We start from the raw sequence: 24318 nt of genomic DNA, 5'->3' as shown, positions 1-24318 counted from the left end.
GGAGGAAACGAAAAGGCCGGCAGTCTAGGTCTGCAGGCCGCACAGCACAAGCCGCGAGCGACGGCGGGCTCAATAGCCGCGGGCGAAATCCACCTGTCCCTGCAACTGGTCGCCCGCTTGATAACGCTGCAGATTGGCCAGGAACAACTCGACCAGCAGGTGCGGCAAGGTCGGCGCCGCACTGTGTCCGGTCAACGTCAGGTTGCCCGCGGTCCAGAACGGATGGCCGGCCGGTAGCGGCTCCTCACGGCAGACATCGATCACCGCCGCAGCGAGCTGTCCGCTGGCCAGCGCGGCGACCAGGTCCTCGTCGACCACTGAGGTGCCCCGCCCGGCGTTGATCAGCACCGCCGAGGGTTGGAAGCAGGCCAGCAAGGCGGCGTCATAGATGTCCCGGGTGGCGGGCGTATTGGGCAGCAGGTTGACGACGTAATCGGCCTGGGCCACCAGCCGCGGCAGCTCGCCGAGCGCGGCCACTTCGCTGAATGGCGCCTGGCTGCGCGGGCTGCTGGCCACGCCGCTCAGTTCGACGTTGAACGGCTGCAGGAAGCGGGCGACCGCCGCGCCGATCTCACCGGTGCCGACGATCACTACCCGGCGCCCGGCCAGGCTGCCCGGCAGGCGGCCATCCCAGCGTTGCTCGCGCTGCGCCTGCTGGCGGGCGTGCAGCTCGCGTTCATGGGCGAGCATATGACAGAGCACGTACTCGGCCATGATCTGCCCGAACACGCCGACCGCCCGGGTCAGCCGGTAGTCCCTGGGCAGATCCTCGGCCAGCAGCGGCGTGATGCCCGCCCAGGTCGACTGCAACCAGACCGGCTTCAGGCCGGCGCGCAGCAGGCTGGCGAACAGGTCGGGCTCACCCAGCCAGATCGGGCAACCGGCGGCCTGCTCGGCCAGTGCCGTGCCCTCGCCCACGATGACTTCGAGCTGCGGCGCAGCGCCCTGCAGCAATCGCTGGTAGTCGGCGTGATCCTGCTCGGCGATCAGTACCCGCACGGCATCGTCCTCCCTTCAGACCGGATCGTTACGGCGCAGCAGCTCCTCGGGGAGATGCTGGATGTAGTCTTCTTCGGGCGGCGGCATCTGCAGGTGGTAGCCCTGGCTGTCGAGGTTCTCCAGCACCTTGCCGATGTCCTCGCGCGCCAGGGCGCGCTCGGGGGTGAGCACCATGTCGAAGGCATGCACGGGCGCACCGAAGGCAGCCAGCAGCGGTTCGGGCACACGGGTCAGCGCGTCGGCGCGCAGCACGTAGAGGTACATCTCGTGCTTGCGCGGGCTGCGGTAGATCGAACAGATACGTTTCAAGCGGCTTCTCCTTTGCCAGCCAGGCAGTCGAGCAGCGCCTGGCCCATCAATTCGCGACGCCAGCCGCGCAGGCTGTCGGGCAAGCGGTAGGGGCCGTTCGGGTAGCCGCTCTTGAGCAGCGCCTCGAGGGTCTTCTTGCGCAGCATCAGCTCGGGCACGATCTGCAGGCGCTCGCCCTCGCGCTGGCCGACTGCGCGTAGCTTCTTGAGCAGCCCCGAGGCTTCGATCGGCAAGGGTTCGGGCATCGCCGGCGGCCACTCGGCGGGCGGCAGTGCCGCTGCCTCGCGGATCAGCTGCAGGATGGTCTCGCCATCCTGACGCACGGTTTTCGGATGCATGTCCTCGATACGTGCCAGAGCGACCAGGTCGCTCGGCTGGTGGCGCGCCAGCGGCCACAGCGAATGCTCGCGGATGATCCGGTTGCGCGGCTGATTGCGTGCCCGCGCCTGGCGCTCGCGCCAGGCGCATAGCGCGCGCAGCACCGCCAGTTGCGCGCGGGACAGCTTCCAGGCCAGCTTGGCGTCACGATAGGCCTCCTCGGCAGGCGTCTCGCGGCGCAGGCCGGCGGCCAGCTCGGCGCCATCCTCGAGCACCCAGGCATTCTTTTCCGCCGACAGCGTGTCCTGCAGGCGGCGATACAGCTCGGCCAGGTGCACGACGTCTTCGGCCGCGTAGCTGACCTGGGTCTCGGACAGCGGGCGCTGCAGCCAGTCCGAACGGGTTTCGCCCTTGGGCAGCTCGATATCCAGCACGGCCTGCACCAGGCGCGAGTAGCCCATCGAGAAACCGAGATTGAGATAGCCGGCCGCCAGTTGCGAGTCGAACAGCGGCGCTGGCAGGCTGCCGGTCAGGCGCAGGAATACTTCGAGGTCCTCGCTGCAGGCGTGCACTACCTTGACCACCTGCGGATCTTCGAGCAGTGCGGCGAAGGGTGCCCAGTCGCCGATCAGCAAGGGGTCGATCAGGTAGGCACGCTCGCCCTCGCTGACCTGCAGCAAGCCGGCGATCGGGTAGAAGGTGTCGACACGCATGAACTCGGTGTCCAGCGCCACGAAGGGCTGTTTGCGCCAGACAGCGCAGTGCGCTGCCAGGCTGGCGTCGTCTCGAATCCAGACAATTTCGATGGTCACGCGGCTCTCCCGTAAAGATTGCCGCGCAGTATATCCCGTGAACCGCTGCAGCGCGCTCATGGCAGCTCGATGCGCAGCCGCTCGCGCAACGCGTCCGAGCAGCGCAACATCGGCGCGCGCAGTTCATCGTTGATCAGCCCCTGCAGGGCCAGCATGGCCTTGACCGGCGCCGGATTGGGCTCGGCAAAGGCCAGGCGTATCCACGGCAACAACTGACGGAACAGCGCACGCCCGGCGAGCAGGTCGCCCTCGCGCAGCAAGCTGACCACCCTGGCGAAATCGGCAGTGCGCACATGCGCGGCCGCGGAAATGGCGCCGCTGCCGCCCAGGCACAGGCTGGTGAAGATCTGCTCGTCCTCGCCGGTGAGCACATCGAGCTGGTCATCGGCGATCAACGCCTGGGTCTTGCGCACGTCACCGCCGCAGTCCTTGATCGCCACGATGCGCGGGTGCCTGGCCAGTTGCCGGAGGGTCTGCAGCTCCAGGGGCACGGCGCTGCGATAGGGAATGTCGTACAGGATGATCGGCAGCTGCGAAGCCTCGGCGACAGCCAGAAAGAACGCCTGCACGCCCTCCTGGGATGGCCTTATATAGTAGGGCGCCGGCACCAGGATGCCGGCGAGCGGCCGGCTCTGGATACGCTGCAGGCGAGCCAGCACCGCCACCTGGTTGTTGCCGGCCAGCCCCATCACCACGCGGCTGGCGGGCACCACCTCGAGCACCGCATCGAGCACCGCCAGCTGCTCCTGCTCATCCAGGGCCGCAGCCTCGCCGCTGGTGCCGCAGACCACCAGCCCGGCCGCGCCGCTTGCGATCAAATGCGCCGCCAGGGATCGCAACGCCGGCAGATCCACCTGCCCGCCGCGAAATGGCGTCACCAGCGCAACCCAGATACCAGAAAACCTAGACATGCATGCAACTCCTCGGTGTAGACCGTCTGGTCACCGTCGATGGAGTGCGGGAAGGGGGTGTAGCGAAGGGATACTTCGACTCAGCGCCTCTGTCCTGTCAGCCCATCTGACGGGACAGCGCGCCCCGGTCAAATGAGCGACTGTTTCTTCGACTTGCCAGCCTCCAGGCACACGCACGGATCCAGGGCAGCGAGGCCAGGGACAGCAAGCGTGGGCGGGGAGATGGTGGACATGGAACGCTCGGCAAGACAACTAGGCCCCGATACTGCCGGCCCCGAGGCACCGGTGTCAATCTCGCTGCGACGCAGCTTGAAGACGGTCTGCAGTTCCAATTGGATATATGCAAGCCGAGCTAAATCCTCAAACGATTTAAAAACAGCCTTTTACAGCGTGAATATCCCACTAGGCTTCAAGTTGAGCGGCTAATCGCCACTCCCAGTGGGATTTATCGGTCATGCACCTGAGCAAACGGCGTCTCTGGCAGCTACCCTTCGGCACCAGCGCCCTCCCCCACCGGTCACCTCCCCCGTAGAGGCTCGTATGGGAATCGCCGCCAGCGACCTGAACCAACACGTCATCCGCCCGACCCTGTTGTACCTGGACAGCCAGTCGGTCGCTGCCGAAGCCCTGCTGCTGGGTGTCGCGGCCTGCCAGTCGTCACTTGGCGCGGAGCTGGACAATCACAGCGGCTACGGTCTGTACCGAATCTCGGCGTTTCATCATCGCCACCTGTGGGATGAGCATCTGGCCGCCAGCCCCGACCTGGCCAGCCGGGTTCGCGGCCTGGCCAGCCAGCATGCATTCCTGGGCGCGCCGCATTTCGAACTGACCGTCAACCTGCGCTATGCCACCGCCATCGCCTGGCTGCTGATCGAGCATCGCTACAAGGTGCTGCCGGCTGCCGATGATCTCGCTGGCCAGGCGCTGATCTGGCAACAGGTCTTCGCGCCCTGCCGCCAGCCGAGCGAATTCGTCAGCGCCTGGCAGCGCTGCATCCTGGAGCTGGCAAGTGCGGCTTGAAGAACTGACTGTCGAGTCACAGGTGCCAAGCAGCCAAAGGCTCTATATCCTGCGTTTCACGGACAGCCTCAACCTCGAAGGATCGTGTTTTCACCCTGAACTTTTCGAATTGCCATTCAGTCAGCAAGCGAGAGTTCCCCGAACCTGCCATGGAGCACCCCGTGAGTAAAACAATCCTAAGAACCGGTCTGGCAATCGCCATCGCATCCACCTCCACCTACGGCCTGGCCAGTGGCTTCGCGCTCAACGAGCAAAGCGTCGCCGGCATGGGCATGTCGTTCGCCGGTCGCTCGTCTTCGGCCGAAGACGCCAGCACGGTGTTCGGCAACCCGGCCGGCATGGCGCGCATCCAGCGCGAACAGGTCAACTTCGGTGTCGCGGCTATCCATGCCAAGAGCCGTATCAGCGACACCAGCAGCACGACCGCACCGGCTGCCGGTGGTGGTGGCGCCAACGGTGGCAGCAACGATGGCGACATGGTCCCCACTACGGGCGTGCCCATGGGTTACTACGTCAAGCCACTGGACGAGAAGGTCGCGTTCGGTATCGGCGTCTATGCCCCTTTCGGCCTGGCCACCGAATATGAGAGTGGCTTCCAGGGCCGCTACTTCGCCGACAAGAGCTATGTGCGGGTGATTACCGTACAACCGACCCTGAGCTACCGCTTCAACGACAAGCTGTCGGTGGGCTTCGGGCCGACCTTCAACCATATCGAAGGCGAGCTGAGCTCCTCGCTGACCAACCCGTTCGGCCCGGCTGGCGCCAATGACGGCAAGGTCAAGATCAAGGGTGACGACACCGCGGTCGGCTTCAACGCCGGCGTGCTCTACGAATTCACCCCGCAGACGCGCCTTGGCGTGACTTATCACTCCCGGGTCAAGTACGAGCTGGAAGGCGACACCCGGGTCTCCGGGCCGGGCCCGGCAATCGGCACCTCGGCCGGCAAGTACGATGCCTCGCTGGACGTGACCACCCCCGAGTCGGTGGATATGTCCTTCACCCACGAGCTCAACGATGCCTGGACCCTGTATGCCGGCAGCACCTGGACGCGCTGGAGCCGCTTCAAGGAGCTGCGCATCGAGAACGAAGGCGTAGGTGGTGCGTTCGCCGGCTCGCTCGGCACCATCGTCGAAGAGCAGGAGTGGCACGACACCTGGGCTCACGCCGTCGGCCTGTCCTACAAGGTGAATCCGCAGTGGGTGCTGCGCACCGGCATCGCCATCGATCAGACGCCCACCAACAACACCGACCGCTCGCCGCGCATCCCATCCGGTGACCGGACGATCTTCAGCCTGGGCGCCGGCTGGAACCCGACGGACGACATGACCATTGACCTGGCCTACTCCTACCTCAAGGAAGAGGAAGTCGAGATCAACCGCGCCAGCCCGGCCCGCGGCAGCTACAACGCCACCTACAAGAACAGCGCCCATGGCCTGGGCGCGTCCCTGACCTACCGCTTCTAAGGAATGGCACGCTCGGCCACTGCACGGTGGCCGAGCTATTTGCGCCCATAAAAATCGCGGCCTTTGCCGCGATTTTTTATGTCTGCACTAGCCTCAAGGTGCCGAGGCGATCGCCTTCTCGATAGCGGCGATCAGCTCGGGATCGTCCGGCTTGGTCATGCTGGAAAAGCGCGCGATCACCTGCCCCTGGCGGTCGACCACGTACTTGAAGAAGTTCCAGCGCGGCGCGGCCGTCTGCCTGGCCAGCTCCTTGAACAGAGGGATGGCGTCGTTACCGGTGACCGGCTGAGTCTCGCTCATGGTAAAGGTCACGCCGTAGTTCACGTAGCAGACCTTGGCCGTCTCCTCGGCATCATCGGACTCCTGCTTGAATGAGTCCGATGGCACGCCGAGAATCTCAAGCCCCTGCTCGCGATAACGCTGGTTGAGCGCCTCCAGCCCTTCGAACTGCGAGGTGAAGCCGCAGAAGCTGGCGGTATTGACCACCATCAGCGGCTTGCCGGCGAACTGCTCGCACAGGTCGATCTGGTCCTTGGAGCGCAGTTTGGGCAACTCACCCTGGCCCGCCAGCAGCGCCGGGCATTCGGCAGCCTGGAGCGGGCTGCTCAGGGCCAGCAGGGCCATGGGTACGGCAAACAGTGACAGTCGCATCGAATCGTTCCTTGTCGGTCTCAACACAGGTTCATGCCCAGTTGCATGATCGCCAGCCCCCCCGTACGCCAGGCCCAGAACACCATGGCAAGCAGCGCCAACCCGGCAACGCCGGCTGCCACTGCGACTCCCGATTTCAGCGTCATGCCTGGGCTCCTTGCAAACGTGCTACGGGTTGCTCACGAACCGGCCAGTTGAGCGCGGCAGCGAGCACGCTGAGCAGAATGGAAATCTGCCAGACCAGATCATAGCTGCCCGTGTGGTCGTAGAGGTAACCGCCGAGCCAGCCGCCCATGAACGAGCCCAGCTGGTGGAACAGGAACACGATGCCGCCGAGCATCGACAGGTTGCGCACGCCGAACAGCGTCGCCACGGTGCCATTGGTCAGCGGCACCGTGGACAGCCACAGCAGCCCCATGGCGATCCCGAAGGCGTAGGCCGTCCATACGCTCAGCGGCACCGTGATGAACAGTGTGATAACCACGCCCCGCGCCAGATACAAGGCGCTAAGCAAGCGCGGTTTGGAACGGCGCCCGCCGAGCCAGCCGGCGATATAGGTGCCGAACACGTTGAACAGCCCCACCAGTGCCAGCACCGTGGTGCCGACGATGGCCGGCAGGTGCTGGTCAACCAGGTACGCCGGCAGGTGCACGCCAATGAACACCACCTGGAAACCACAGACGAAAAAGCCCAGCGCCAGCAGCCAGAAACCGGAATGGCTGCACGCCTCGCGTAGCGCCTCGCCCAGGGTCTGCTGCGGCCCCTGGCTCACCTGTGGGCGGTCCTTGACCATGGCCGCCAGCGGCACGATCAGCGCCACCATGATGCCCAGGGCGATCAAGGCGGCCGACCAGCCCAGCCAGCCGATCAGCCCCAGGGTGCCCGGCAACATGGCGAACTGGCCGAAGGAACCCGCCGCCGCGGCAATGCCCATGGCCATGCTGCGTTTCTCCACCGGCACCGCCCGGCCGACCACGCCGAGGATCACCGAGAACGAGGTGCCGGACAGGCCGATGCCGATCAGCAGCCCGGCACTCAGCGACAACGACAGCGGCGAGTCCGCCAGCCCCATCAGCACCAGACCCACCGCATACAACAGGCCACCGACGATGATCGCCCGCTGTGCGCCGAAGCGATCGGCCAGCGCGCCGGTAAACGGCTGGGCGATGCCCCAGATCAGGTTCTGCAGGGCGATGGCGAAGGCGAATACCCCACGCCCCCAGCCGAACTCCGCACTCATCGGCGGCAGGAACAGGCCAAACCCGTGACGGGTGCCCAGGGACAGGGCGAGGATCAGCGAAGCCCCCAACATGATCCAGACGCTGGTGCGCCAAACCGAATTCATTGCATGTCCTTCTTGTTAGGTAGAAACGCAAACATGGCAGCGACAGGCCGCCGGCAGGTCAATCCAGGCTGGCGAGCAATTCGTCCAGCGCTTGCAGGTGATGGGGTTGCAGGCGTTGCTTGAGGTCGAGCTGCACCGCCTGCCAGGCCTCCAGCGCCTCGGCAAGCACGCCCGCACCCTTGGCCGTCAGGCTTACCAGGCGGTTGCGCTGATCGGCGCCGTCCTGCAGGGTGACCAGGCCGCGCGCTTCGAGCAGCCGCAGGTTGCGGCCCAGGGTACTGCGCTCAAGCCCCACCGCGTCGGCCAGATCCGTGATGCTCGGCTGGTCGAGGCGCTGCAGGTGGCGCAACAGAGAATACTGGGCAACGCTGACCCCGACCCCGCTCAGGGCGTCGTCATAGCGTTTGCTGACGCCACGACTGGCGCGACGCAAGCGGGTGCACAAACATTCGGTCGGCAACATGGATATAGGTATATACCCGTAATTTGGCTTTAACAAGCCATGCGCTGCCGAATCGGGCGAAAGCCGAACACGGTGTCTTTCGGGCTTAATCCTGTTCACGATCTTTATGCGCTGAAGCGGTAACTAGAAGGCAAGAGCGGTCGGTCGTGCTGCGATTTCAAACCCGCCCATATTGGTGGGCTGAAGCCCACCCTACGCGGTTGGCATGGTCTGTAGGGTGGGCTTTAGCCCACCGCCGCAAATGGCCGCTCCCGCCACTTGGCTGCCAAAATCGGCGAACCCGGGCCGAAAGATCATAGACAGATTCTTAGCTGACCTGCAGCGCCGCAGCGAGCAGCACGGCGCACTCGATCACTTCCAGCAACGCGCCGGCCGTATCGCCGGTGGTGCCGCCCAAACGCTGCAGCATCAGGCGACGCAGCCAGAAGAACACGCCCGCTGCCACCACCATCAGCCAAAAACCGCCGAGCAGCAGGCCGAGCAGCGCGGTCACGACCAGCACGACCGTTGCGCTAGAGCGCGGCAGATGAGACTTCAGCGCATCGCCGAGCCCGCCGGGCCGCACGTAGGGCGTGCAGAGAAACAGTGCCAGAAGCGCCCCGCGCCCCAGCACCGGTGCCAGCAGCACTACGAGGTGATCACCCTGTTCGAGCAGCGCCAGCAAGGCGGTGAACTTGAGCAGCAGCAGCAATGCCAGCACCACTAAGGCGATCGGGCCGCTGCGCGGATCCTTCATGATCGCCAGGGTGCGCGCGCGGTCACCGAAGCCGCCCATCCAGGCATCGGCGCTATCGGCCAGGCCATCGAGGTGCAAGGCTCCGGTCAGCCCTACCCAGAAGGTCAGCAACAAAGCCGCCTGCAAAGGCACCGGCGCACCGTCGAGAAGATGAATGGCAACGAGCAAGAACCCACCGATCACCGCACCTACCAGCGGATAGAACAGCAGCGATCGGCCCACCTGCTGGGGCGTGGGCATGCCGGCGAGGCGCACCGGCAGACGGGTGAGAAACTGCAGGGCGATCCACAATGGCGTCATGGGATCTCCTGCAGGCCGTGTCCATCGAATTGCAGGTGCACGCGCTGGCCATGGGCCACGCTGACCTGCAACAGGTGCGCGCGGGGCAAGCCCCGCGCCCTGGCCAGCAACAGGCGCATCACGCCGCCGTGGGTAACCACCAGCAACTGCTGCCCCCGGTACTCGGCGTGCAAGCGTTGCAGCGCGTCGAGCACCCGCGCTTCGAAATCCACTAATGGCTCGCCGCCCGGCGGCGTGAAGGCGTAGGGATCGGCCCAGAAACGGCCGAGCTCATCCGCATCGGTTTCCATCAGTTGCGCGGCCGTGCGGCCTTCCCAGGCACCGAAATGCAGCTCCTGCAGACCGGCCTCGAACTGCAGCGGCAGGCCGCGAGCGGCCGCCAGTTCGTCGGCAAACCGCGCGCAGCGCTGCAGCGGCGAGCTGACCAGCGCGTCCCAGTGCTCGTCGGCCTGCACGGCGGCACGCAACTGCGCCCAGCCTGCTGCGGTCAGGGCATCGTCGAGGCTGCCACGCAGGCCGCCGCCCTGCTCTGTTTCACCGTGGCGCAACAGCTGCAGGATCACGCCGGGCGATCCGCGACCGCCGCTTCGGCGAAGGTGGCCATGCCATTGTGCAACGCACAGGCCAGGCGCAGCATCGGCACCACCAGCGCCGCCCCGCTGCCCTCGCCCAGGCGCAGCCCCAGGCTGACGATCGGCGTGGCCTGCAGCGCCGCAAGCAGGCGTCCGTGACCGGGCTCGGCGCTCTGGTGGGAGAACAGCAGCCAGTCGCGACACGCCGGATTCAGGCGCACCGCCAGCAAGGCCGCGACGCTGCAGATAAAGCCATCGACCAGCGCCACCACGCCCTGCTGGGCGCAGGCCAGGTAGGCGCCGGTCAGTGCGGCGATCTCGAAACCGCCGAGGCACCGCAGCGCCTCGATGGGCTGATCGGCGGCGCCCTGGTGAAGCCTCAGCGCCGTTTCGATCACCTGCGCCTTGTGGGCGACGCCGGCCGCCGCCAGGCCGGTGCCTGGCCCGACCAGCTCGCCCACCGGGCAATCGAGCAGCAGGCAGGCCAGCGCCGTGGCGGCGGTGGTATTGCCGATGCCCATTTCACCACCGATAAAGAGCTCATGCCCTTGCTCGGCAGCGCGCAGCACGCTGTCGCGCCCGGCCTGCAGGGCGATCAGCGCCTGGGCCGGGGTCATGGCGGCCTCGCGCATCAGGTTGGCGGTACCCGCGCCGACCTGCAGGTGACGCACGCCTGGCAAGGGCGCGAGCGGCTCGGCGGTACCCAGATCGGTGACCTCCAGCGCAGCCCCCAACTGGCGGGCCAGCACACTGATCGCCGCGCCACCGGCGACGAAGTTGCGCAGCATCTGCCCGGTCACCGCCTGGGGGTAAGCGGAAACGCCCTCGGCCACCACGCCATGGTCGCCGGCGAAAATCCCGATCCACACCTTGTCGACCTGCGGCCGCTCGCGGCCCTGCAACGCCGCCAGGTGCACCGCCAGGCGCTCCAGCTCGCCGAGCGAACCCGCCGGCTTGGTCAGCTGGCCCTGACGCGCCGCCGCCTTGCCGCGCGCCACCGAGTCCAAGGGCTGCGTGGGGTTGAGCCACCAATCGAGTGTCATAACGGGTCTCCCTTGAGGGTCATCGGCAAGCCGGCCACGGTGAACAGCACGCGCTCGCAGCGCTCGGCGACGGCCTGGTGCAGCAAACCGGCGGCGTCGACATAGCGGCGGGTCAGCTCGCCCATCGGCACCACGCCAAGGCCGGTTTCGTTGCTGACCAGGATCACCCGGCCGGGCAGCGCCTGCAGGCAGGCCAGAAGCGCCTCGCACTCGCGGTTCAGGCGCGCTTCGTCGTCGAGCATCAACAGGTTGGTCAGCCACAGGGTCAGGCAGTCGACCAGCAGGCAGCGATCCGCCGCGGCCTGTTCCTGGAGCACTCTCGCCAGCGCCAATGGCTCTTCGACCAGCCCCCACTCGGCCGGGCGCCGCTCGCGGTGGGCGCGAACGCGGCTGTTCATCTCGCCATCCAGCGGCTGGCTGGTGGCGATATAGACGATCTGCAGCCCCGACTCGGCGGCCAGGCGTTCGGCCAGCCGGCTCTTGCCCGAGCGGGCACCGCCCAGGATCAGCTCGCCCATCTAGCGTACCTCCTCGCTCAGGCCACAAAGTGCGCGCAAGGCAGCTTGGTCCAGATGGGTTTCGACCAGATCGGCCAGGCGCTCGATATCCCGCTCGCGCAGCGCGTGATAATCCACCGCCTGCACGTCACGCAGCCCGGCCCAACGCAACAGCGCCGAGCAGGCATCCGAAGACTCGAACAGCCCGTGCAGGTAAGTACCCAGCACCTGGCCGTCATCGCTCAGCGCGCCGTCGCTACGGCCATCGTCGAGCTGCACGGCGGCGCGCTGCAGGCCGGCACCCGAGGTCACCCCGGCATGGATTTCATAACCACCGATGGCGGCATCTTCCAGGCACAACCGGCCACTGACGTTGCGCAGTTGCTTGTGCGGCTCCAGCACGGTGTCGATCTGCAGCAGGCCGAAGCCATCGCTGCCACCCGCGGGCCCTTCCAGCCCTTGCGGATCCTCGACCCGGCGCCCGAGCATCTGCAGCCCGCCGCAGATCCCCAGCAGCTTGCCGCCGTAACGCAGGTGCCGGTCGATGGCCTCCGCCCAGCCACCGCTGCGCAGGAAAGCCAGATCCGCACGTACGCTCTTGGAGCCGGGCAGGATGATCAGGTCCGCCGGCGGAATCGCTTCGCCAGGGCCGACAAAGGTCAGCTCGACCTGGGGATGCAGGCGCAGCGGATCGAAATCGGTGTGGTTGCTGATCCGCGGCAGCACCGGGACCACCACCTTGAGCACCTGATCGGCCTTGCTCACCTGGCGCCGGTCGATGGCGTCCTCGGCCTCCAGGTGAAAATCCATCAGGTACGGCAGCACGCCCAGCACCGGTTTGCCGGTGCGCTGTTCGAGCCAGTCCAGCCCAGGCTTGAGCAGGGCGATGTCACCGCGAAACCGGTTGATCACGAAGCCCTTGAGGCGCGCCTGCTCGCTGGGCAACAGCAGTTCCAGGGTGCCGACCAGATGGGCGAACACGCCGCCCTTGTCGATATCGGCGATGAGGATCACCGGGCAGTCGACCGCCTCGGCGAAACCCATGTTGGCGATATCGTTGGCGCGCAGGTTGATCTCGGCCGGCGAGCCGGCGCCCTCGACCATCACCACCTGGTGGCTGGCCCGCAGGCGAGCATGGGACGCCAGCACCGCTTCACGGGCGACGCGCTTGTAGTCGTGATAGGCCACGGCATTCATAGTGCCGACGGCCTGGCCATGGATGATCACCTGGGCACCGGTGTCGCTGTTGGGCTTGAGCAGCACCGGGTTCATGTCGGTATGGGCCGGCAGGCCGCAGGCCTGGGCCTGCACCGCCTGGGCGCGACCGATCTCGCCACCGTCGGCGGTCACCGCGCTGTTGAGCGCCATGTTCTGCGGCTTGAACGGCGCCACACTGACACCTTGACGGCGCAGCCAGCGACACAGCGCGGTCACCAGGGTGCTCTTGCCGGCGTCCGACGTGGTGCCCTGCACCATCAGCGTGGCGCCGGATTCGAAATGACTCATCGCGCCTCCTCGGCGAATACTTTCAACGCCGCTGCCAGGCGCTGCCAGCCGGCCTCATCGGGCGGCAGGCCGAAACGAATGCTGGCCGGGCGCTCGAACAACCGGGTGAGAATGCCATTGCAGGCCAACAACTCGTGCAGCAGCGCCGCCTGCTCGCTGGCGACCCACTGGAACAGCGCGCAGCCACCAGTGGGCACCAGACCGTGCTCACTCAGCAAGCGAGCCAGGCGCTGACCATCGGCGCGCAAGCGCTGACGCTGAACCTGCTGAGCCGCCCTGTCTTCGAGCATCCTGGTCGCCAGCCAGCGCGTCGGGCCGCTGATCGTCCAGGGCCCGAGCACTTCTTGCAACTCATCGAGCAACTTGCGTTCGGCCAGCACGAAGCCCAGACGCGCACCCGCCATGCCGAAGAACTTGCCAAACGAGCGCAGCACGATCAGCCCGGGCGAATGCGCGTGGGCCGCCAGGCTCTGCTCCGGGGTGCAGTCGATAAAGGCTTCATCGACGATCAGCCAGCCGCCCCGCTCGGCCAGGCGCGCATGCCAGGCATACAGCTGCTCGGGAGAAAAGCGCCGCCCGGTGGGGTTGTTGGGGTTGACCAGCAGCAGCACGTCGAGGCGCTCCAGCGCCCGGTTGACGCCGGCCTCGCTGATCTCCAGCACCCGGTGCCCTTCGCGTTGCCAGGCCGCCGCATGCTCGGCATAGGCCGGCGACACGATGCCGATCCGTGCCTCGCGACGCAGCCGCGGCAGGCACTGGATCGCCGCCTGGGAGCCGGCCACCGGCAGCAGCCCGGCGGCGCCGTAATAGGCGCCGGCGGCGGCTTCCAGGCCATCGTCCTGCTCCGGCAGGCGATTCCAGACCTGCGCCGGAATCTCCGTCAGCGGCAGGCCGTAGGGCGCCACGCCGGTGGACAGGTCCAGCCAGTCGCTCAGGGGAATGCCATGGCGCAGCGCCGCCTTGCGCAACCGTCCGCCATGCTCAAGCAAGGCACACCTCCACGGTCAGCATCAGCAGCAACCAGAGCAGTACCCCGCCCCATACCAGGTTCATCGCCCGTTCGATATCCCGCGCCCTTGGTGGCGGCCCTTCACCCAGCTCGGGGCGCGGGTGCAACTCGCCGTGATAGACCGCCGCGCCGCCAAGGCTGACGCCCAACGCCCCGGCTCCCGCGGCCATCACCGGCCCGGCGTTGGGGCTGTCCCACTGCGGCGCCTGGCGCTGCCAGCAGCGCATCGCCAGGGCGCTACGGCCCAGTACGGCATAGGTCAACGCCACCAGCCGGGCCGGCACATAATTGAGCAGGTCATCGATCTTCGCGGCGGCCCAGCCGAAGCGCTCGAAACGCGCGTTGCGATAGCCCCACATGGCGTCCAGGGTGTTGCTCAGGCGGTACAGCACCACGCCCGGCGCCCCGGCGACGAGAAACCAGAACAGCGCGGCGAACACCGCGTCGCTGCCGTTTTCCAGCACCGACTCGGTACCGGCACGGGCCACGCCGGTGGCATCCAGGTCCTCGGTGCGGCGGCTGACCATGTAGCCGACCCGCTGGCGGGCCAGCGGCAGATCACCCAGGCGCAGCGCCTGGGCCACCGGCTGGGCGTGTTCATCCAGGCTGCGCAGCCCGAGGGCGGCGTACAGGGCGAGGATCTGCACCAGCCAACCGACCCATGGCAGCTGCACCAACAGCAGGGTGAGCAGCGTCAACGGCAGCACCGCCAGGCACCAGGCGCTCACACCGTGGCTGCGCCAGCCGCCACCGGACGGGTTGAAACGCTGCTCCAGGCGGTTGGCGAGCTTGCCGAAGCCCACCAACGGGTGCCAGCGCTTCGGCTCGCCGAGGGCGGCATCCAGGGTCACGCCCGCGACGGCGCTGAGGATCAGGCTCATGGACGGCTCTCGTTATTCATGCTGATCCCAGCGATCCTCAAACAGCAACTCATGCAGCGGCCGCACCTGTGCCCAGCCTTCCTGGACCAGCATCGGCGCCGGGTAGAAGGCCTGCACCGGCCCCAGGCAGAGCACCGCGACCGGCTTGCTGCCCGGCGGCATGGCCAGCAGCTCGGCCAGTGCGGCGGGGTCGAACAGCGATACCCAGCCCATGCCGAGGCCTTCGGCGCGGGCTGCCAGCCACAGGTTCTGGATGGCGCAGGACAGCGACGCCATGTCCATTTCCGGCAAGGTGCGCCGGCCGAAGACATGGGCGTCACGGCCCTCCATCAAGGCGGCCACCAGCACTTCGGCGCAGTCGCGAACGCCCTCGACCTTCAGGCGCATGAATTCATCGGAGCGCTCGCCCAGGGCCTCGGCGGTCAGCTGACGCTCGCGTTCGACCAACTGATAGATGTCCTCACGCAACGCCGGCCGGGTGATGCGGATAAAGCGCCACGGCTGCATCAGGCCGACACTGGGCGCCTGGTGCGCCGCCTCGAGCAACCGGGCGAGCAGTTCGGGCGCCACCTCGCCGCCGCTGAAATGGCGCATGTCGCGGCGCTCGGCGATGGCGCGGTAGACCGCGGCGCGCTCTTCGGCGCTGAAGGCGTGCTCGCTCATGGCCGCAGCAACGCCGCGGCGGCCGTCGGGTTCGACGGCAGATAGAAGTGGATATAAGAGGCGGTCAGGCGGCCGATCCGAAATACCGCCTCGCTGACCGGTTTGTCATTCGGACAATCGCCCAGGACCAGCGGCTGCGGCCCCGACTCCAGGCGCGAATGGTGGTAGCTGTGCCCACGCAGCACGCCCTCGGGCAGTGCCACGCGCTGCAAGGCCAGGGCGACCAGGCGCTTCTGCATCTGTGCATGGCCAGGCACCAGGCCGGCCAGTTCGGCGCGCTCGCCGGCGACGTCGCTCAGCGACTCGAGCAGGTACAGCATGCCGCCGCATTCGGCGAGCAGCGGCTTGCCGGCCTGCTGGTGCGCCCTGATGGCGTCGATCATCGGTCGATTGCCGCTCAGTGCCTGCAGGTGCAGTTCCGGGTAGCCGCCGGGCAGATAGAGGCTGTCCACCGCGGGTAGCGCTTCGTCCGCCAGCGGGCTGAAGCACACCAGGGTCGCGCCCATGCGCTCGAGCAGATCGAGATTGGCCTGGTAGATGAAGGCGAAGGATGCATCATGGGCCACGCCAATACGCACGCCTTCCAGAAGCGGTTCCAGTGGCGCCAGCGCGGGCGCCGCGAAGCTCACCGGCGGTGGCAGGGTGAGGGTCGCGGTCTGCTCGAGGGCATCGGCCGCGCTATCCAGGCGCACATCCAGGTCGGCCAGCTCGGCGGCCTGCACCAGGCCAAGGTGCCGGCTTGGCAACTCGATGGCCGCACTGCGCGGCAACGAGCCGTACCAGCGGATCGAGGCCGGCAGGCTGTCACGGATCAGGTCGTTATGGCGACCTGGATTGACCCGGTTGCCGAGCACGCCGGAGAAGGGCAGGTCCGGCTGGTAGCTGGCCAGGCCGACGGCCAGGGCGCCGAAGGTCTGGGCCATGGCCGAGCCGTCGATCACGCCAAGCACCGGCACGCCGAAACGACGCGCCAGGTCAGCTGCCGACGGCGAGCCGTCGAACAGCCCCATCACGCCTTCGATGAGAATCAGATCGGCCTCGCCCGCCGCTTCCCAGAGCAGACGCCGGCTCTCGGCCTCGCCGACCATCCACAGGTCCAGCTGGTAGACCGGGTTGCCACTGGCACGGGAGAGGATCATCGGGTCGAGAAAATCCGGCCCGCACTTGAACACCCGCACCCGCTTGCCCTGCCGGGTATGCAGGCGCGCCAGGGCGGCGGTGACGGTGGTCTTGCCCTGCCCCGAAGCGGGCGCGGCGATCACCAGGGCCGGGCAGCGCCGTGGCGCCCCAGGCTCGGCGTAAAGCGCGTCTACCGTGCTCAAAATTCCACGCCCTTCTGCGCCTTTACACCGGCCTTGAAGGCGTGTTTGACCAGGGTCATTTCGGTCACCGTATCGGCGGCCTCGAGCAACGCCGGCGGTGCGCCGCGGCCGGTGACCACCACGTGCTGCAGCTCCGGGCGCGACTCGATATCGCGCAGCACCAGATCCACATCCAGGTAGCCGTGCTTGAGGGCGATATTCAGCTCGTCCAGCACCACCAGGGCGATCTGCGGATCGTTCAGCAGGTGCCTGGCAACATCCCAGGCCAGGCGGGCCTTCTCGATGTCACGCTGGCGATCCTGGGTATCCCAGGTGTAGCCCTCGCCCATCACGTGGTAGCTGACTTCATCGGGAAAGCGGCGGAAGAAGTGCTCTTCGCCGGTGGCCATGCCGCCCTTGATGAACTGCACCACGCCCACCTTCAAGCCATGGCCCAGGGCCCGGGCGACCATACCGAAGGCCGAGCTGCTCTTGCCCTTGCCATTGCCGCTGTGCACCAGCAGCAAGCCGTATTCGTCCTGGGCCTGGGCGATCCTTTCGTCCATCAGCGCCTTCTTGCGCGCCATGCGGGCGTTATGGCGCGCGTCGCGCTCGGCCGATTCGCGGCTGGGGGATGGGGTCGATTCGCTCATGGGATCTCCTCGGCGCCAGCAAGCTCGCGCGGTTCGAGCACGTATGGGTGCTCGACGATAAAAACGATCACGCAGGAGCAGGCAGGGGCTGGCCCAGGGGCCGCGCACCGGCCGCGCCCACCGCGCAACCTAGGGAAAAAGCGACAGGCCGGTCTCCGGGCTTGCGAGCGCGCGTCCCTTGGGACACAGCGACCAACGCGCCTTCCCGTATCAGCGATACAGTGGCCAGAAGCGTGGTTGGACTCGTTTACCGTTGCGGGGGCAGCGTCGGCATTGCTCGCTTGGCAGCAGCGCACCGACTTCCCAGTTTCACCCCTGGCCGCGACCAGGGGCACCTGAAGCAGGCCGCAAAGGGTAAGGACTGACGGCATGAGCGTCAATCGCAGAGTCGCTTGTGTCGCGCGGCCTCGCGCGACGGCGTGCTCAGGGATGGCTGGCCAGTTCCACCGGAAAGACCCGCTTGGCTTCGATGTAGGTGCGCTGCCAGTAGCTGTTGCCAAGGCTGTCCAGGCGCACCGTGCCACCTGACGATGGCGCATGCACGAAGCGCCCTTCGCCGACGTAGATGCCGGCATGGCTGACCTGACGCCCACCATTGGTGGCGAAGAACACCAGATCGCCACTGCGCAGGGAGTCCCGGCCGATGGTCGGCGCACGCATGCTGATCAGCTCGCGGGTCGAGCGCGGCAGTCTGATGCCGGCGGCGTCACGGTACACGTAGCCGATCAGCCCGCTGCAATCGAAACCGCTGTCCGGCGTATTGCCGCCGTAACGATAGGGCGTGCCCACCAGGCCCAGCGCGCGGAACAGCACATCGTCCGCGCCCCCCTGGTAAACACCGGGTGCAGGCATGACCACGACGGGTTGCGGGGCAGGTACGGGCGCTCGGCTGGAACAGGCACTGAGCAGTGCTGCGAGCAGAAGGAAGGCGACGCGGATGGTGGCAGTCATGGACGGACGATCCTGGAGCCTGAATGCGCCCTACTCTGCCGTGTCCACAACCGCAGTGCAAGCTTTAGCTTTACACTGCAGTCGCTTGAAAACATTCGAATTGTTACCCGAGCATTCTGACCGGGCAACTCCTCATCAGTGTTGAGAGGCCAAATGCTCGGTCGGTGCCAATGCCAGAACGCGCTTGGCTTCGATGAAGGTGCGCTTCCAATAGCCATCGTCCAGGCTGTCGATACGCACGCCGCCGCTGCGACGGCTGGAGGAATGGATGAACTGATCGTCGCCCAGGTAGATGCCGGCGTGGCTGACGCGGCCGCGACCGGCCGTGCTGAAGAACACCAGATCACCCGGCTTCAGGGCCTTGCGATCGACCAGTGGCGCATCGATGTTGATCATGTCGCGCGTCGAGCGCGGCAGCTCCATCCCCAGTTCCTCGCGGAACAGGTACCCGATGAAGCCGCTGCAATCGAAGCCGGTTTTCACCGAGGTACCACCGAAGCGGTAGCGCGTGCCGATCAGGGAAATACCCTTTTCCAGAACGCTGTCCGCCAGTTGCGGCAACGCATAAGGCGCATGATTGGCGAAATCGACGACAGCGTCGTCTTCGCCGGCATCCTTGAGCTCCACGACAGGCGCAGCGACCACCGGCCTGGCAGGCAATGAAGCCTGGGCCTGAGGCGTATCGATCTGGGGTTGCGAGGTGTGGTTAGCGCAGGCGGCGAGAACCAGTGTGAGTGCGAGAGGCACGAGGGGTGCGAAGCGTTTGCGCATGGGCACGACCGTGGCATGAAAAATGAACAGCCGCGACTATGCCCGCGAACGGGCTCATTTGCAAATATTATGAGCAGCAATGTGACTCAGTAGTTCCGGGAAAACATCTAAGGCCCGTTCTTCCAGCCGCAAGTCAACCCATTCACTGACCCTGGTCTGCGACAAATTGACCTCCACCGTCACGCCTCCCGACCGGCGCGCTTGCAGCAGCGGCTCGGCTATATAAGGAAAGCTGGCGCTGGTGCCGGCACTGATCACCAGATCGAAACCCTTCGCCAACTGCCGTCGTAGACGCTCCAGGGCTGTGGACGGCAACATTTCCCCAAACAACGTCACCGGTGGGCGCAGCACACCGCCGCAGCTCGCGCACAGCGGTGGTAGCGGCCGCTGCAGATGCTCGGCCAACCGCTCGTCGGTTTGTCCGCATCGCTGGCAATAAAGCGGCGCCAATTCTCCGTGAATCTCGATCAGACGGTCCAGGGGGCTGCCGGCCAGGCGGTGGTATCCGTCGATATTCTGGGTCAGCACCCAGCACTCGGGCTTGATGGCCTGCAGTTCGGCGATCGCCTGGTGGCCGGCGTTCGGCTCGGCGCCCAGGCAGGCGCTGCCAAGCTGCGCCAGGTACTTCCAGCACAGCGCCGGATCGCCGCGCAGCATCTCGCCGGACATGGCCACCTCGATCGGCACGCCGTCATCGGTGTGGTCGTTGTAGAGGCCACCGATGCCGCGGTAGGTGGGCAAGCCGGAATCGGCGGAAATCCCTGCCCCGGTGATGATCAGGATGCGCTGCGCATCGATGAACGCCGACACCAGTCGCTGCAGCTGCGGCCGCATCAATGGTTGACCGTGTGGGCCAGCATCACCGAAAGCTGGCACAGGGGCCGACCACTTTCCGCATGCCACTGATTGAATGCTGCCTGAACCGCTGCGCGGTCTCGCTGGCTATTAGGCACCTTGTCGACGATCTTCTGCGCCTTGAGGGCGGCGACCATGTCATCGCTGGGGATGAAGGTGTCCTTGCCGACCATGCGCAGAAAGCGCGGCGCGGAAAGCCCGCCGAGCTGGGTGCCCTGCTTGGCCAGCCAGTGCCAGAGGCCGACGATATCGGTCACCGGCCAGTCGGCGATCAGCGCGCCAAAGGCGAAGCCGGGCTTGGGCGCGGCGGCCTTTCCCACAGCCGCCGGGCCGGTGAGCGCACCGTGCTCCACATCAAGAATGAACTGCGCATTGCGCGGCACGCTCTTGAGCTTACCCAGGTGGCGAATCAGCCGGGCATCCTGCATCAGTCGCTCCAGGCGCTCACCACCCATCAGCACGACCTTTTCCGGGTCGAAGCCGAAGAACACCTCCTCGAAGGCCGGCCACTTGGCGTCGACCAGGCTGTGCTTGAGGCCGGCCCTGAAGATGCGCAGGCTCATGATCGACAGGTAGCGATCGTTACCCAGCGCGCGCAGCTTCTTGTCCGAAACCGGCTGCGGCAGACGCGCCTCGAGCGCCTCGACCGAGCCGAAGCGGTTCACGCAGTACTCATGCAGCCATCGATAATCATGCATCGCTTGTGGTCAGCCCTCGAAAATTACAGGTTCATCACATTGAGAAAACGCGGCGTGGCCTGCTCGTCGATCTTCAGGCTGGTGAAATCGAACAGGTTGCGGTCAGCCAGCTGCGAAGGCACCACGTTCTGCAGGGCGCGGAACATGATTTCGGTACGGCCCGGCGACTTGCGCTCCCACTCCTGCAGCATGTCCTTGACCACCTGGCGCTGCAGGTTTTCCTGGGAGCCGCACAGGTTGCACGGGATGATCGGAAATTCCTTGAGCGTGCTGTAGGCCTCGATATCCGCCTCGCTGCAATAGGCCAGCGGGCGAATCACCACGTTGCGACCGTCGTCGGCACGCAGCTTGGGCGGCATGGCCTTGAGGGTGCCACCGTAGAACATGTTGAGAAAGAAGGTCTCGAGGATGTCGTCCCGGTGGTGACCGAGGGCCATCTTGGTCGCGCCGATCTCGTCGGCGAAGGTGTACAGGGTGCCGCGGCGCAGGCGCGAGCACAGCGAGCAGGTGGTCTTGCCTTCCGGGATCTTTTCCTTGACCACCGAATAGGTGTCCTTTTCGACGATGTGGTACGCCACACCGATGGACTCCAGATAGGCTGGCAGCACATGCTCGGGAAAGCCCGGCTGCTTCTGGTCCATGTTCACCGCGACGATCTCGAAGTTGATCGGCGCGACCTTCTGCAGGTACAGCAGGATGTCGAGCATGGTGTAGCTGTCCTTGCCACCGGACAGGCAGACCATGACCTTGTCGCCCTCCTCGATCATGTTGAAGTCGGCGATGGCTTCGCCGGCCTGCCGACGCAGGCGTTTTTGCAGCTTGTTCTGATTGACCGAGAGGGTGCCCATGGCGCGCAAGAATCCGCTATAAGTACTGAAGCCGCGCATTTTACCCAGAAAACGAGGCGCACCCCAGCCACAAAACGGCTAACTGTCGGCACGCCGATAAAACCGTCCGGCCGCGCCCCCTCATCGACCAAGGAAAGCCGATGAACGAACAGACCGTAGCTGACAGCAGGCTGCTCGACTTGCTGGAGGCCTCGCCCGACGGGCTCTCCGAATACGAATTGCTGCTGCGCCTGAGCCGCTGGGAAGGCCGCGACGAACGCCTGCCAGGCGACACCCTGGAGCTGTTTCGCAGCCACTTCCTGCTGTTCCATACCCTGTACCGGCTGCGCGATCAGTTGCATGCCGAAGGCCGGGCGTCGCTGCAGATCAGCCCGCTGTGCATCCGTCTGCTGCCTTACCAGGCTGGGCAAGGCGGCCTGAGCGAAGCGGAGCCACTGCGCGACTACTACCTGGATCTCGATCATTTGCGCGACACCGGCGCCGAGGATGTCGAGCAGATGCTCGGCGCCTTCTGGGTGCGCCTGCGGGGCGGCGAAGACCGGCAACGGGCACTGGCCACGCTGGAACTGGACGCACAGGCCGGCGAACTCGACCTGACGATCATCCGTCAGCGCTATCGACAGCTGGTCAGCGCCCATCACCCGGATCGCGGCGGGTGCACGCAACACCTGCAGCGGATCAACAGCGCCATGGAAACGCTGCAGCGCTACTACCGCTGAGAGCCTGTTCATGATCTTTCAGCCCAGGCTCGTCTATTTTTGCAGCTAAGCGGCGGAGCGGTCATCGCGCAGTACCTGTGGGAACGGGCGGGGACGCCTAGTCCATGCCCGCGATTTTCCGCGCGCATGGCGCGCTCCCACGTGGATCGGCAAACGGCTGCTATTGCCTTGTAGTTGCCGCCCCAAGCGCACAAGGATCTTGAAAAGCCCCTGAGGCCACCGCTCGGCTACTGGCCCTGCAGCGGGCGGCGATCTGCGGCATAATCGCCGCCAGTCACCTGCTCCGAAGCCGTCATGCCCGATCAGATCCACGCCCGCGTCGAAGCCTGTTACCAGCAGGCGGAAACCTTCTTCAAGCGGCGCTTCGCCCGCCCGCAGGTGAGTTTCAAGCTGCGTGGGCAGAAGGCTGGCGTGGCCCATCTCACCGAAAACAAGCTGCGCTTCAACCCACAGCTTTACCGTGAGAACCAGGAAGACTTCCTGCGCCAGACCGTCGCCCACGAAGTGGCCCACCTGATCGCCCACCAGCTGTTCGGGCCGAGCATTCAGCCCCACGGCGAGGAATGGCAACTGATCATGCGCGGCGTCTATGAACTGCCGCCACACCGCTGCCATACCTACGACGTGAAACGGCGCCAGGTCAGCCGGTTCATCTACCGCTGCCAGTGCCCACAGGGCGAGTTTCCGTTTTCCGCCCAGCGCCACGCGCTGGTGGTCAAGGGGCGCCGTTACTTCTGCCGGCGCTGCAAGATCACCCTGCAGTTCACCGGTGAGCAGCGCGTCGAGTAGCCTCAGCCCTGCAGGCGCTGAAAGGCACGCAACAGCGCGTGACTGAGGTCGACGCTGGAGAACTTGGTGAGCACGTCGTTGGCGCCGACGGCACGGGCCTTCTCGGTGTTCATGGTGCTGTCCAGCGAGGTGTGCAGCAGCACATAGGTTTCGCCGAGCTGGGCGTCCTTGCGGATCTGCTGGACCAGGGCGTAACCATCCATCTCCGGCATTTCGATATCCGAAACCAGCACCTCGACGGGCCGCCCCTCCTCCCGTGCCGCTCGCAATACTTCAAGGGCGCTGGCAGCGCTGCGCACCGCCTGGCAATCGAGGTCGAGCTTGCGCAGGGTGATCAGCGTCTGCTGCAGGGCCACCTGGGAATCGTCGACCACCAGCACGCGGCGGCCCTGCAGCAATCGCTGCTCGTCCGCGCTCAGCAGTTGCTCGCCGACCTCTTCGAGCGGTGCCGGGGCGATTTCATGCAGCACTTTCTCGATATCGAGAATCTGCACGATGGTGCCGTCGATCTGGGTCACCCCGGTGATGAAGGCGCGCGTGCCGGCACCCGAGGGAGGCGGACGCACATCGCGCGTCGAGCACTGCACGATACGCTCGACACTGTGCACGTGCAGACCCTGTCGCGAGCGACTCAGCTCAGTGACGATCAGGCAACCTTCACCGGCATCGCTGCCGCCACGTTCGCCGATCGCCCGGGCCAGGTCGATGACCGTCAGTGCCGAGCCCCGCAAGGTTGCCACGCCACGCACATGGGGGTGCCGACTGGGCATCTTGGTCAGGGCGGGACAGGGAATGATCTCATTGACCTTGAGCAGGTTGATGCCCAACAGGCGACCGTTGTGCAAACGAAACAGCAGCAGCGACAGCGCGTCGCCAAGCACCATGTTCATACCCGCATCCCCCATCCAACAGAAAACGAAATAAAGTGGCCCGGCGGCATGGCGCCCGGCTCATTGCTCTAGCGGCAGTCGGTCAACCCAGAAACGCGGCAACCTGCGGCGCGTCGAACGGCCAGTGCAGTTCGCCGCCGGTGTCGGTGCGCCGCAGCACGGGAATCACCAATGCGTAGCGCTCCAGCAGCCCGGGCTGATCGGCGATATCCACCAGCTCGACCAGCAGACCGTTTTCCACGAAAGGCATCAGCACGGCCTCGGCGTATTCACAGAGGTGACAGCCCAGGGTGCCGAGTAGCTGGCATTCAGGAAGCATGGTCGAAGCGGCCTGCGAGGTGACAG

The 24318-nt window shown here is 66.1% G+C and carries 29 protein-coding genes and 1 riboswitch; of the genes, 4 read left to right on the top strand and 25 right to left on the bottom strand.

The window, feature by feature from the left end; genetic code table 11:
• Positions 1-69 precede the first annotated feature (69 nt).
• From K8U54_RS21885 to dapA, 4 genes are read right to left on the bottom strand one after another with little or no spacing between them, the layout of a single operon-like run.
• Positions 70-999 carry a D-2-hydroxyacid dehydrogenase gene (locus K8U54_RS21885; protein ID WP_249907781.1) on the bottom strand — a complete coding sequence of 310 codons (930 nt, stop codon included), beginning with the start codon at positions 997-999 and terminating at the stop codon, positions 70-72.
• A gap of 15 nt (positions 1000-1014) precedes the next feature.
• The gene (locus K8U54_RS21880) at positions 1015-1308 is read right to left on the bottom strand and encodes a YcgL domain-containing protein (protein ID WP_249907780.1); all 294 of its coding nucleotides are present in this window, start codon (positions 1306-1308) and stop codon (positions 1015-1017) included.
• Positions 1305-2438 (bottom strand): ribonuclease D, encoded by a 1134-nt coding sequence (gene rnd, locus K8U54_RS21875; protein WP_249907779.1) that lies wholly within the window; start codon positions 2436-2438, stop codon positions 1305-1307. The genes K8U54_RS21880 and rnd overlap by 4 nt, the downstream gene beginning before the upstream one ends.
• A gap of 56 nt (positions 2439-2494) precedes the next feature.
• The gene (dapA, locus tag K8U54_RS21870; RefSeq protein ID WP_249907778.1) at positions 2495-3349 is read right to left on the bottom strand and encodes a 4-hydroxy-tetrahydrodipicolinate synthase; all 855 of its coding nucleotides are present in this window, start codon (positions 3347-3349) and stop codon (positions 2495-2497) included.
• Between the two features lie 540 nt (positions 3350-3889).
• Between dapA and K8U54_RS21865 the strand changes: the two genes are divergently transcribed.
• Together K8U54_RS21865 and K8U54_RS21860 are read left to right on the top strand one after the other, a co-directional pair.
• Positions 3890-4369, top strand: a complete 480-nt coding sequence (locus tag K8U54_RS21865; protein ID WP_249907777.1) for a hypothetical protein — start codon at positions 3890-3892, stop codon at positions 4367-4369.
• 161 nt (positions 4370-4530) lie between these two features.
• Positions 4531-5832 carry an OmpP1/FadL family transporter gene (locus K8U54_RS21860; protein ID WP_249907776.1) on the top strand — a complete coding sequence of 434 codons (1302 nt, stop codon included), beginning with the start codon at positions 4531-4533 and terminating at the stop codon, positions 5830-5832.
• Positions 5833-5925: 93 nt separating this feature from the next.
• On the opposite strand, the gene K8U54_RS21855 is transcribed toward K8U54_RS21860, so the two are convergent.
• The 19 genes from K8U54_RS21855 to ttcA form a co-directional block, all read right to left on the bottom strand.
• Complete coding sequence (locus tag K8U54_RS21855; protein ID WP_249907775.1) at positions 5926-6483, bottom strand: glutathione peroxidase; 558 nt, start codon at positions 6481-6483, stop codon at positions 5926-5928.
• A 20-nt stretch (positions 6484-6503) separates the two neighbouring features.
• On the bottom strand, positions 6504-6629 hold the full coding sequence (locus K8U54_RS25235) for a hypothetical protein (RefSeq protein WP_283939386.1): 126 nt from the start codon (positions 6627-6629) through the stop codon (positions 6504-6506).
• A complete protein-coding gene (locus K8U54_RS21850; protein ID WP_249907774.1) occupies positions 6626-7828 on the bottom strand; it encodes an MFS transporter in 1203 nt (400 codons plus the stop codon). The genes K8U54_RS25235 and K8U54_RS21850 overlap by 4 nt, the downstream gene beginning before the upstream one ends.
• A gap of 58 nt (positions 7829-7886) precedes the next feature.
• The gene (locus tag K8U54_RS21845) at positions 7887-8291 is read right to left on the bottom strand and encodes a MarR family winged helix-turn-helix transcriptional regulator (RefSeq protein WP_249907773.1); all 405 of its coding nucleotides are present in this window, start codon (positions 8289-8291) and stop codon (positions 7887-7889) included.
• 307 nt (positions 8292-8598) lie between these two features.
• Complete coding sequence (locus tag K8U54_RS21840) at positions 8599-9327, bottom strand: adenosylcobinamide-GDP ribazoletransferase (protein ID WP_249907772.1); 729 nt, start codon at positions 9325-9327, stop codon at positions 8599-8601.
• Entirely contained in the window at positions 9324-9890 is a 567-nt protein-coding gene (locus tag K8U54_RS21835; protein WP_249907771.1) for a histidine phosphatase family protein, read from the bottom strand. Before K8U54_RS21835 ends, K8U54_RS21840 begins: the two co-directional genes overlap by 4 nt.
• Complete coding sequence (cobT, locus tag K8U54_RS21830) at positions 9887-10942, bottom strand: nicotinate-nucleotide--dimethylbenzimidazole phosphoribosyltransferase (protein ID WP_249907770.1); 1056 nt, start codon at positions 10940-10942, stop codon at positions 9887-9889. The genes K8U54_RS21835 and cobT overlap by 4 nt, the downstream gene beginning before the upstream one ends.
• The gene (gene cobU, locus K8U54_RS21825; protein WP_249907769.1) at positions 10939-11460 is read right to left on the bottom strand and encodes a bifunctional adenosylcobinamide kinase/adenosylcobinamide-phosphate guanylyltransferase; all 522 of its coding nucleotides are present in this window, start codon (positions 11458-11460) and stop codon (positions 10939-10941) included. Before cobU ends, cobT begins: the two co-directional genes overlap by 4 nt.
• Entirely contained in the window at positions 11461-12945 is a 1485-nt protein-coding gene (locus tag K8U54_RS21820) for a cobyric acid synthase (RefSeq protein ID WP_249907768.1), read from the bottom strand. It lies immediately after the preceding gene.
• On the bottom strand, positions 12942-13934 hold the full coding sequence (gene cobD, locus K8U54_RS21815) for a threonine-phosphate decarboxylase CobD (protein WP_249907767.1): 993 nt from the start codon (positions 13932-13934) through the stop codon (positions 12942-12944). The genes K8U54_RS21820 and cobD overlap by 4 nt, the downstream gene beginning before the upstream one ends.
• A complete protein-coding gene (gene cbiB, locus K8U54_RS21810) occupies positions 13927-14835 on the bottom strand; it encodes an adenosylcobinamide-phosphate synthase CbiB (protein WP_249907766.1) in 909 nt (302 codons plus the stop codon). The genes cobD and cbiB overlap by 8 nt, the downstream gene beginning before the upstream one ends.
• A gap of 12 nt (positions 14836-14847) precedes the next feature.
• Entirely contained in the window at positions 14848-15498 is a 651-nt protein-coding gene (gene bluB, locus K8U54_RS21805) for a 5,6-dimethylbenzimidazole synthase (protein WP_249907765.1), read from the bottom strand.
• Entirely contained in the window at positions 15495-16820 is a 1326-nt protein-coding gene (locus K8U54_RS21800) for a cobyrinate a,c-diamide synthase (protein ID WP_249907764.1), read from the bottom strand. The genes bluB and K8U54_RS21800 overlap by 4 nt, the downstream gene beginning before the upstream one ends.
• Entirely contained in the window at positions 16817-17452 is a 636-nt protein-coding gene (gene cobO / locus K8U54_RS21795) for a cob(I)yrinic acid a,c-diamide adenosyltransferase (protein ID WP_249907763.1), read from the bottom strand. Before cobO ends, K8U54_RS21800 begins: the two co-directional genes overlap by 4 nt.
• A 129-nt stretch (positions 17453-17581) precedes the next feature.
• A riboswitch (cobalamin riboswitch) is annotated at positions 17582-17806 on the bottom strand.
• 69 nt (positions 17807-17875) lie between these two features.
• Positions 17876-18403 (bottom strand): C40 family peptidase, encoded by a 528-nt coding sequence (locus K8U54_RS21790; protein ID WP_249907762.1) that lies wholly within the window; start codon positions 18401-18403, stop codon positions 17876-17878.
• A gap of 135 nt (positions 18404-18538) precedes the next feature.
• The gene (locus K8U54_RS21785; protein WP_249907761.1) at positions 18539-19174 is read right to left on the bottom strand and encodes a C40 family peptidase; all 636 of its coding nucleotides are present in this window, start codon (positions 19172-19174) and stop codon (positions 18539-18541) included.
• 54 nt (positions 19175-19228) lie between these two features.
• Positions 19229-20008 (bottom strand): NAD-dependent deacylase, encoded by a 780-nt coding sequence (locus tag K8U54_RS21780; protein WP_249907760.1) that lies wholly within the window; start codon positions 20006-20008, stop codon positions 19229-19231.
• A complete protein-coding gene (locus tag K8U54_RS21775) occupies positions 20008-20727 on the bottom strand; it encodes a DNA-3-methyladenine glycosylase I (protein WP_249907759.1) in 720 nt (239 codons plus the stop codon). Before K8U54_RS21775 ends, K8U54_RS21780 begins: the two co-directional genes overlap by 1 nt.
• A gap of 23 nt (positions 20728-20750) precedes the next feature.
• The gene (gene ttcA / locus K8U54_RS21770) at positions 20751-21575 is read right to left on the bottom strand and encodes a tRNA 2-thiocytidine(32) synthetase TtcA (RefSeq protein ID WP_070886409.1); all 825 of its coding nucleotides are present in this window, start codon (positions 21573-21575) and stop codon (positions 20751-20753) included.
• Between the two features lie 140 nt (positions 21576-21715).
• Between ttcA and K8U54_RS21765 the strand changes: the two genes are divergently transcribed.
• Positions 21716-22294: a DNA-J related domain-containing protein gene (locus K8U54_RS21765; protein WP_249907758.1), complete on the top strand. Its 579-nt coding sequence runs from the start codon at positions 21716-21718 to the stop codon at positions 22292-22294.
• A 294-nt stretch (positions 22295-22588) separates the two neighbouring features.
• A complete protein-coding gene (locus tag K8U54_RS21760; protein ID WP_249907757.1) occupies positions 22589-23083 on the top strand; it encodes a SprT family zinc-dependent metalloprotease in 495 nt (164 codons plus the stop codon).
• A 2-nt stretch (positions 23084-23085) separates the two neighbouring features.
• On the opposite strand, the gene K8U54_RS21755 is transcribed toward K8U54_RS21760, so the two are convergent.
• Positions 23086-23973 carry a chemotaxis protein CheV gene (locus tag K8U54_RS21755; RefSeq protein ID WP_249907756.1) on the bottom strand — a complete coding sequence of 296 codons (888 nt, stop codon included), beginning with the start codon at positions 23971-23973 and terminating at the stop codon, positions 23086-23088.
• An 82-nt stretch (positions 23974-24055) separates the two neighbouring features.
• Entirely contained in the window at positions 24056-24292 is a 237-nt protein-coding gene (locus tag K8U54_RS21750) for a glutaredoxin family protein (RefSeq protein WP_249907755.1), read from the bottom strand.
• Positions 24293-24318: the final 26 nt, after the last annotated feature.

It is taken from the genome of Pseudomonas fulva (assembly GCF_023517795.1).
In the GTDB taxonomy this organism is placed as follows: Bacteria; Pseudomonadota; Gammaproteobacteria; order Pseudomonadales; family Pseudomonadaceae; genus Aquipseudomonas; species Aquipseudomonas fulva_D.
The sequence above is the reverse complement of the archived record's forward strand: the minus strand, read 5'-3'. Positions and strand labels throughout refer to the sequence as shown.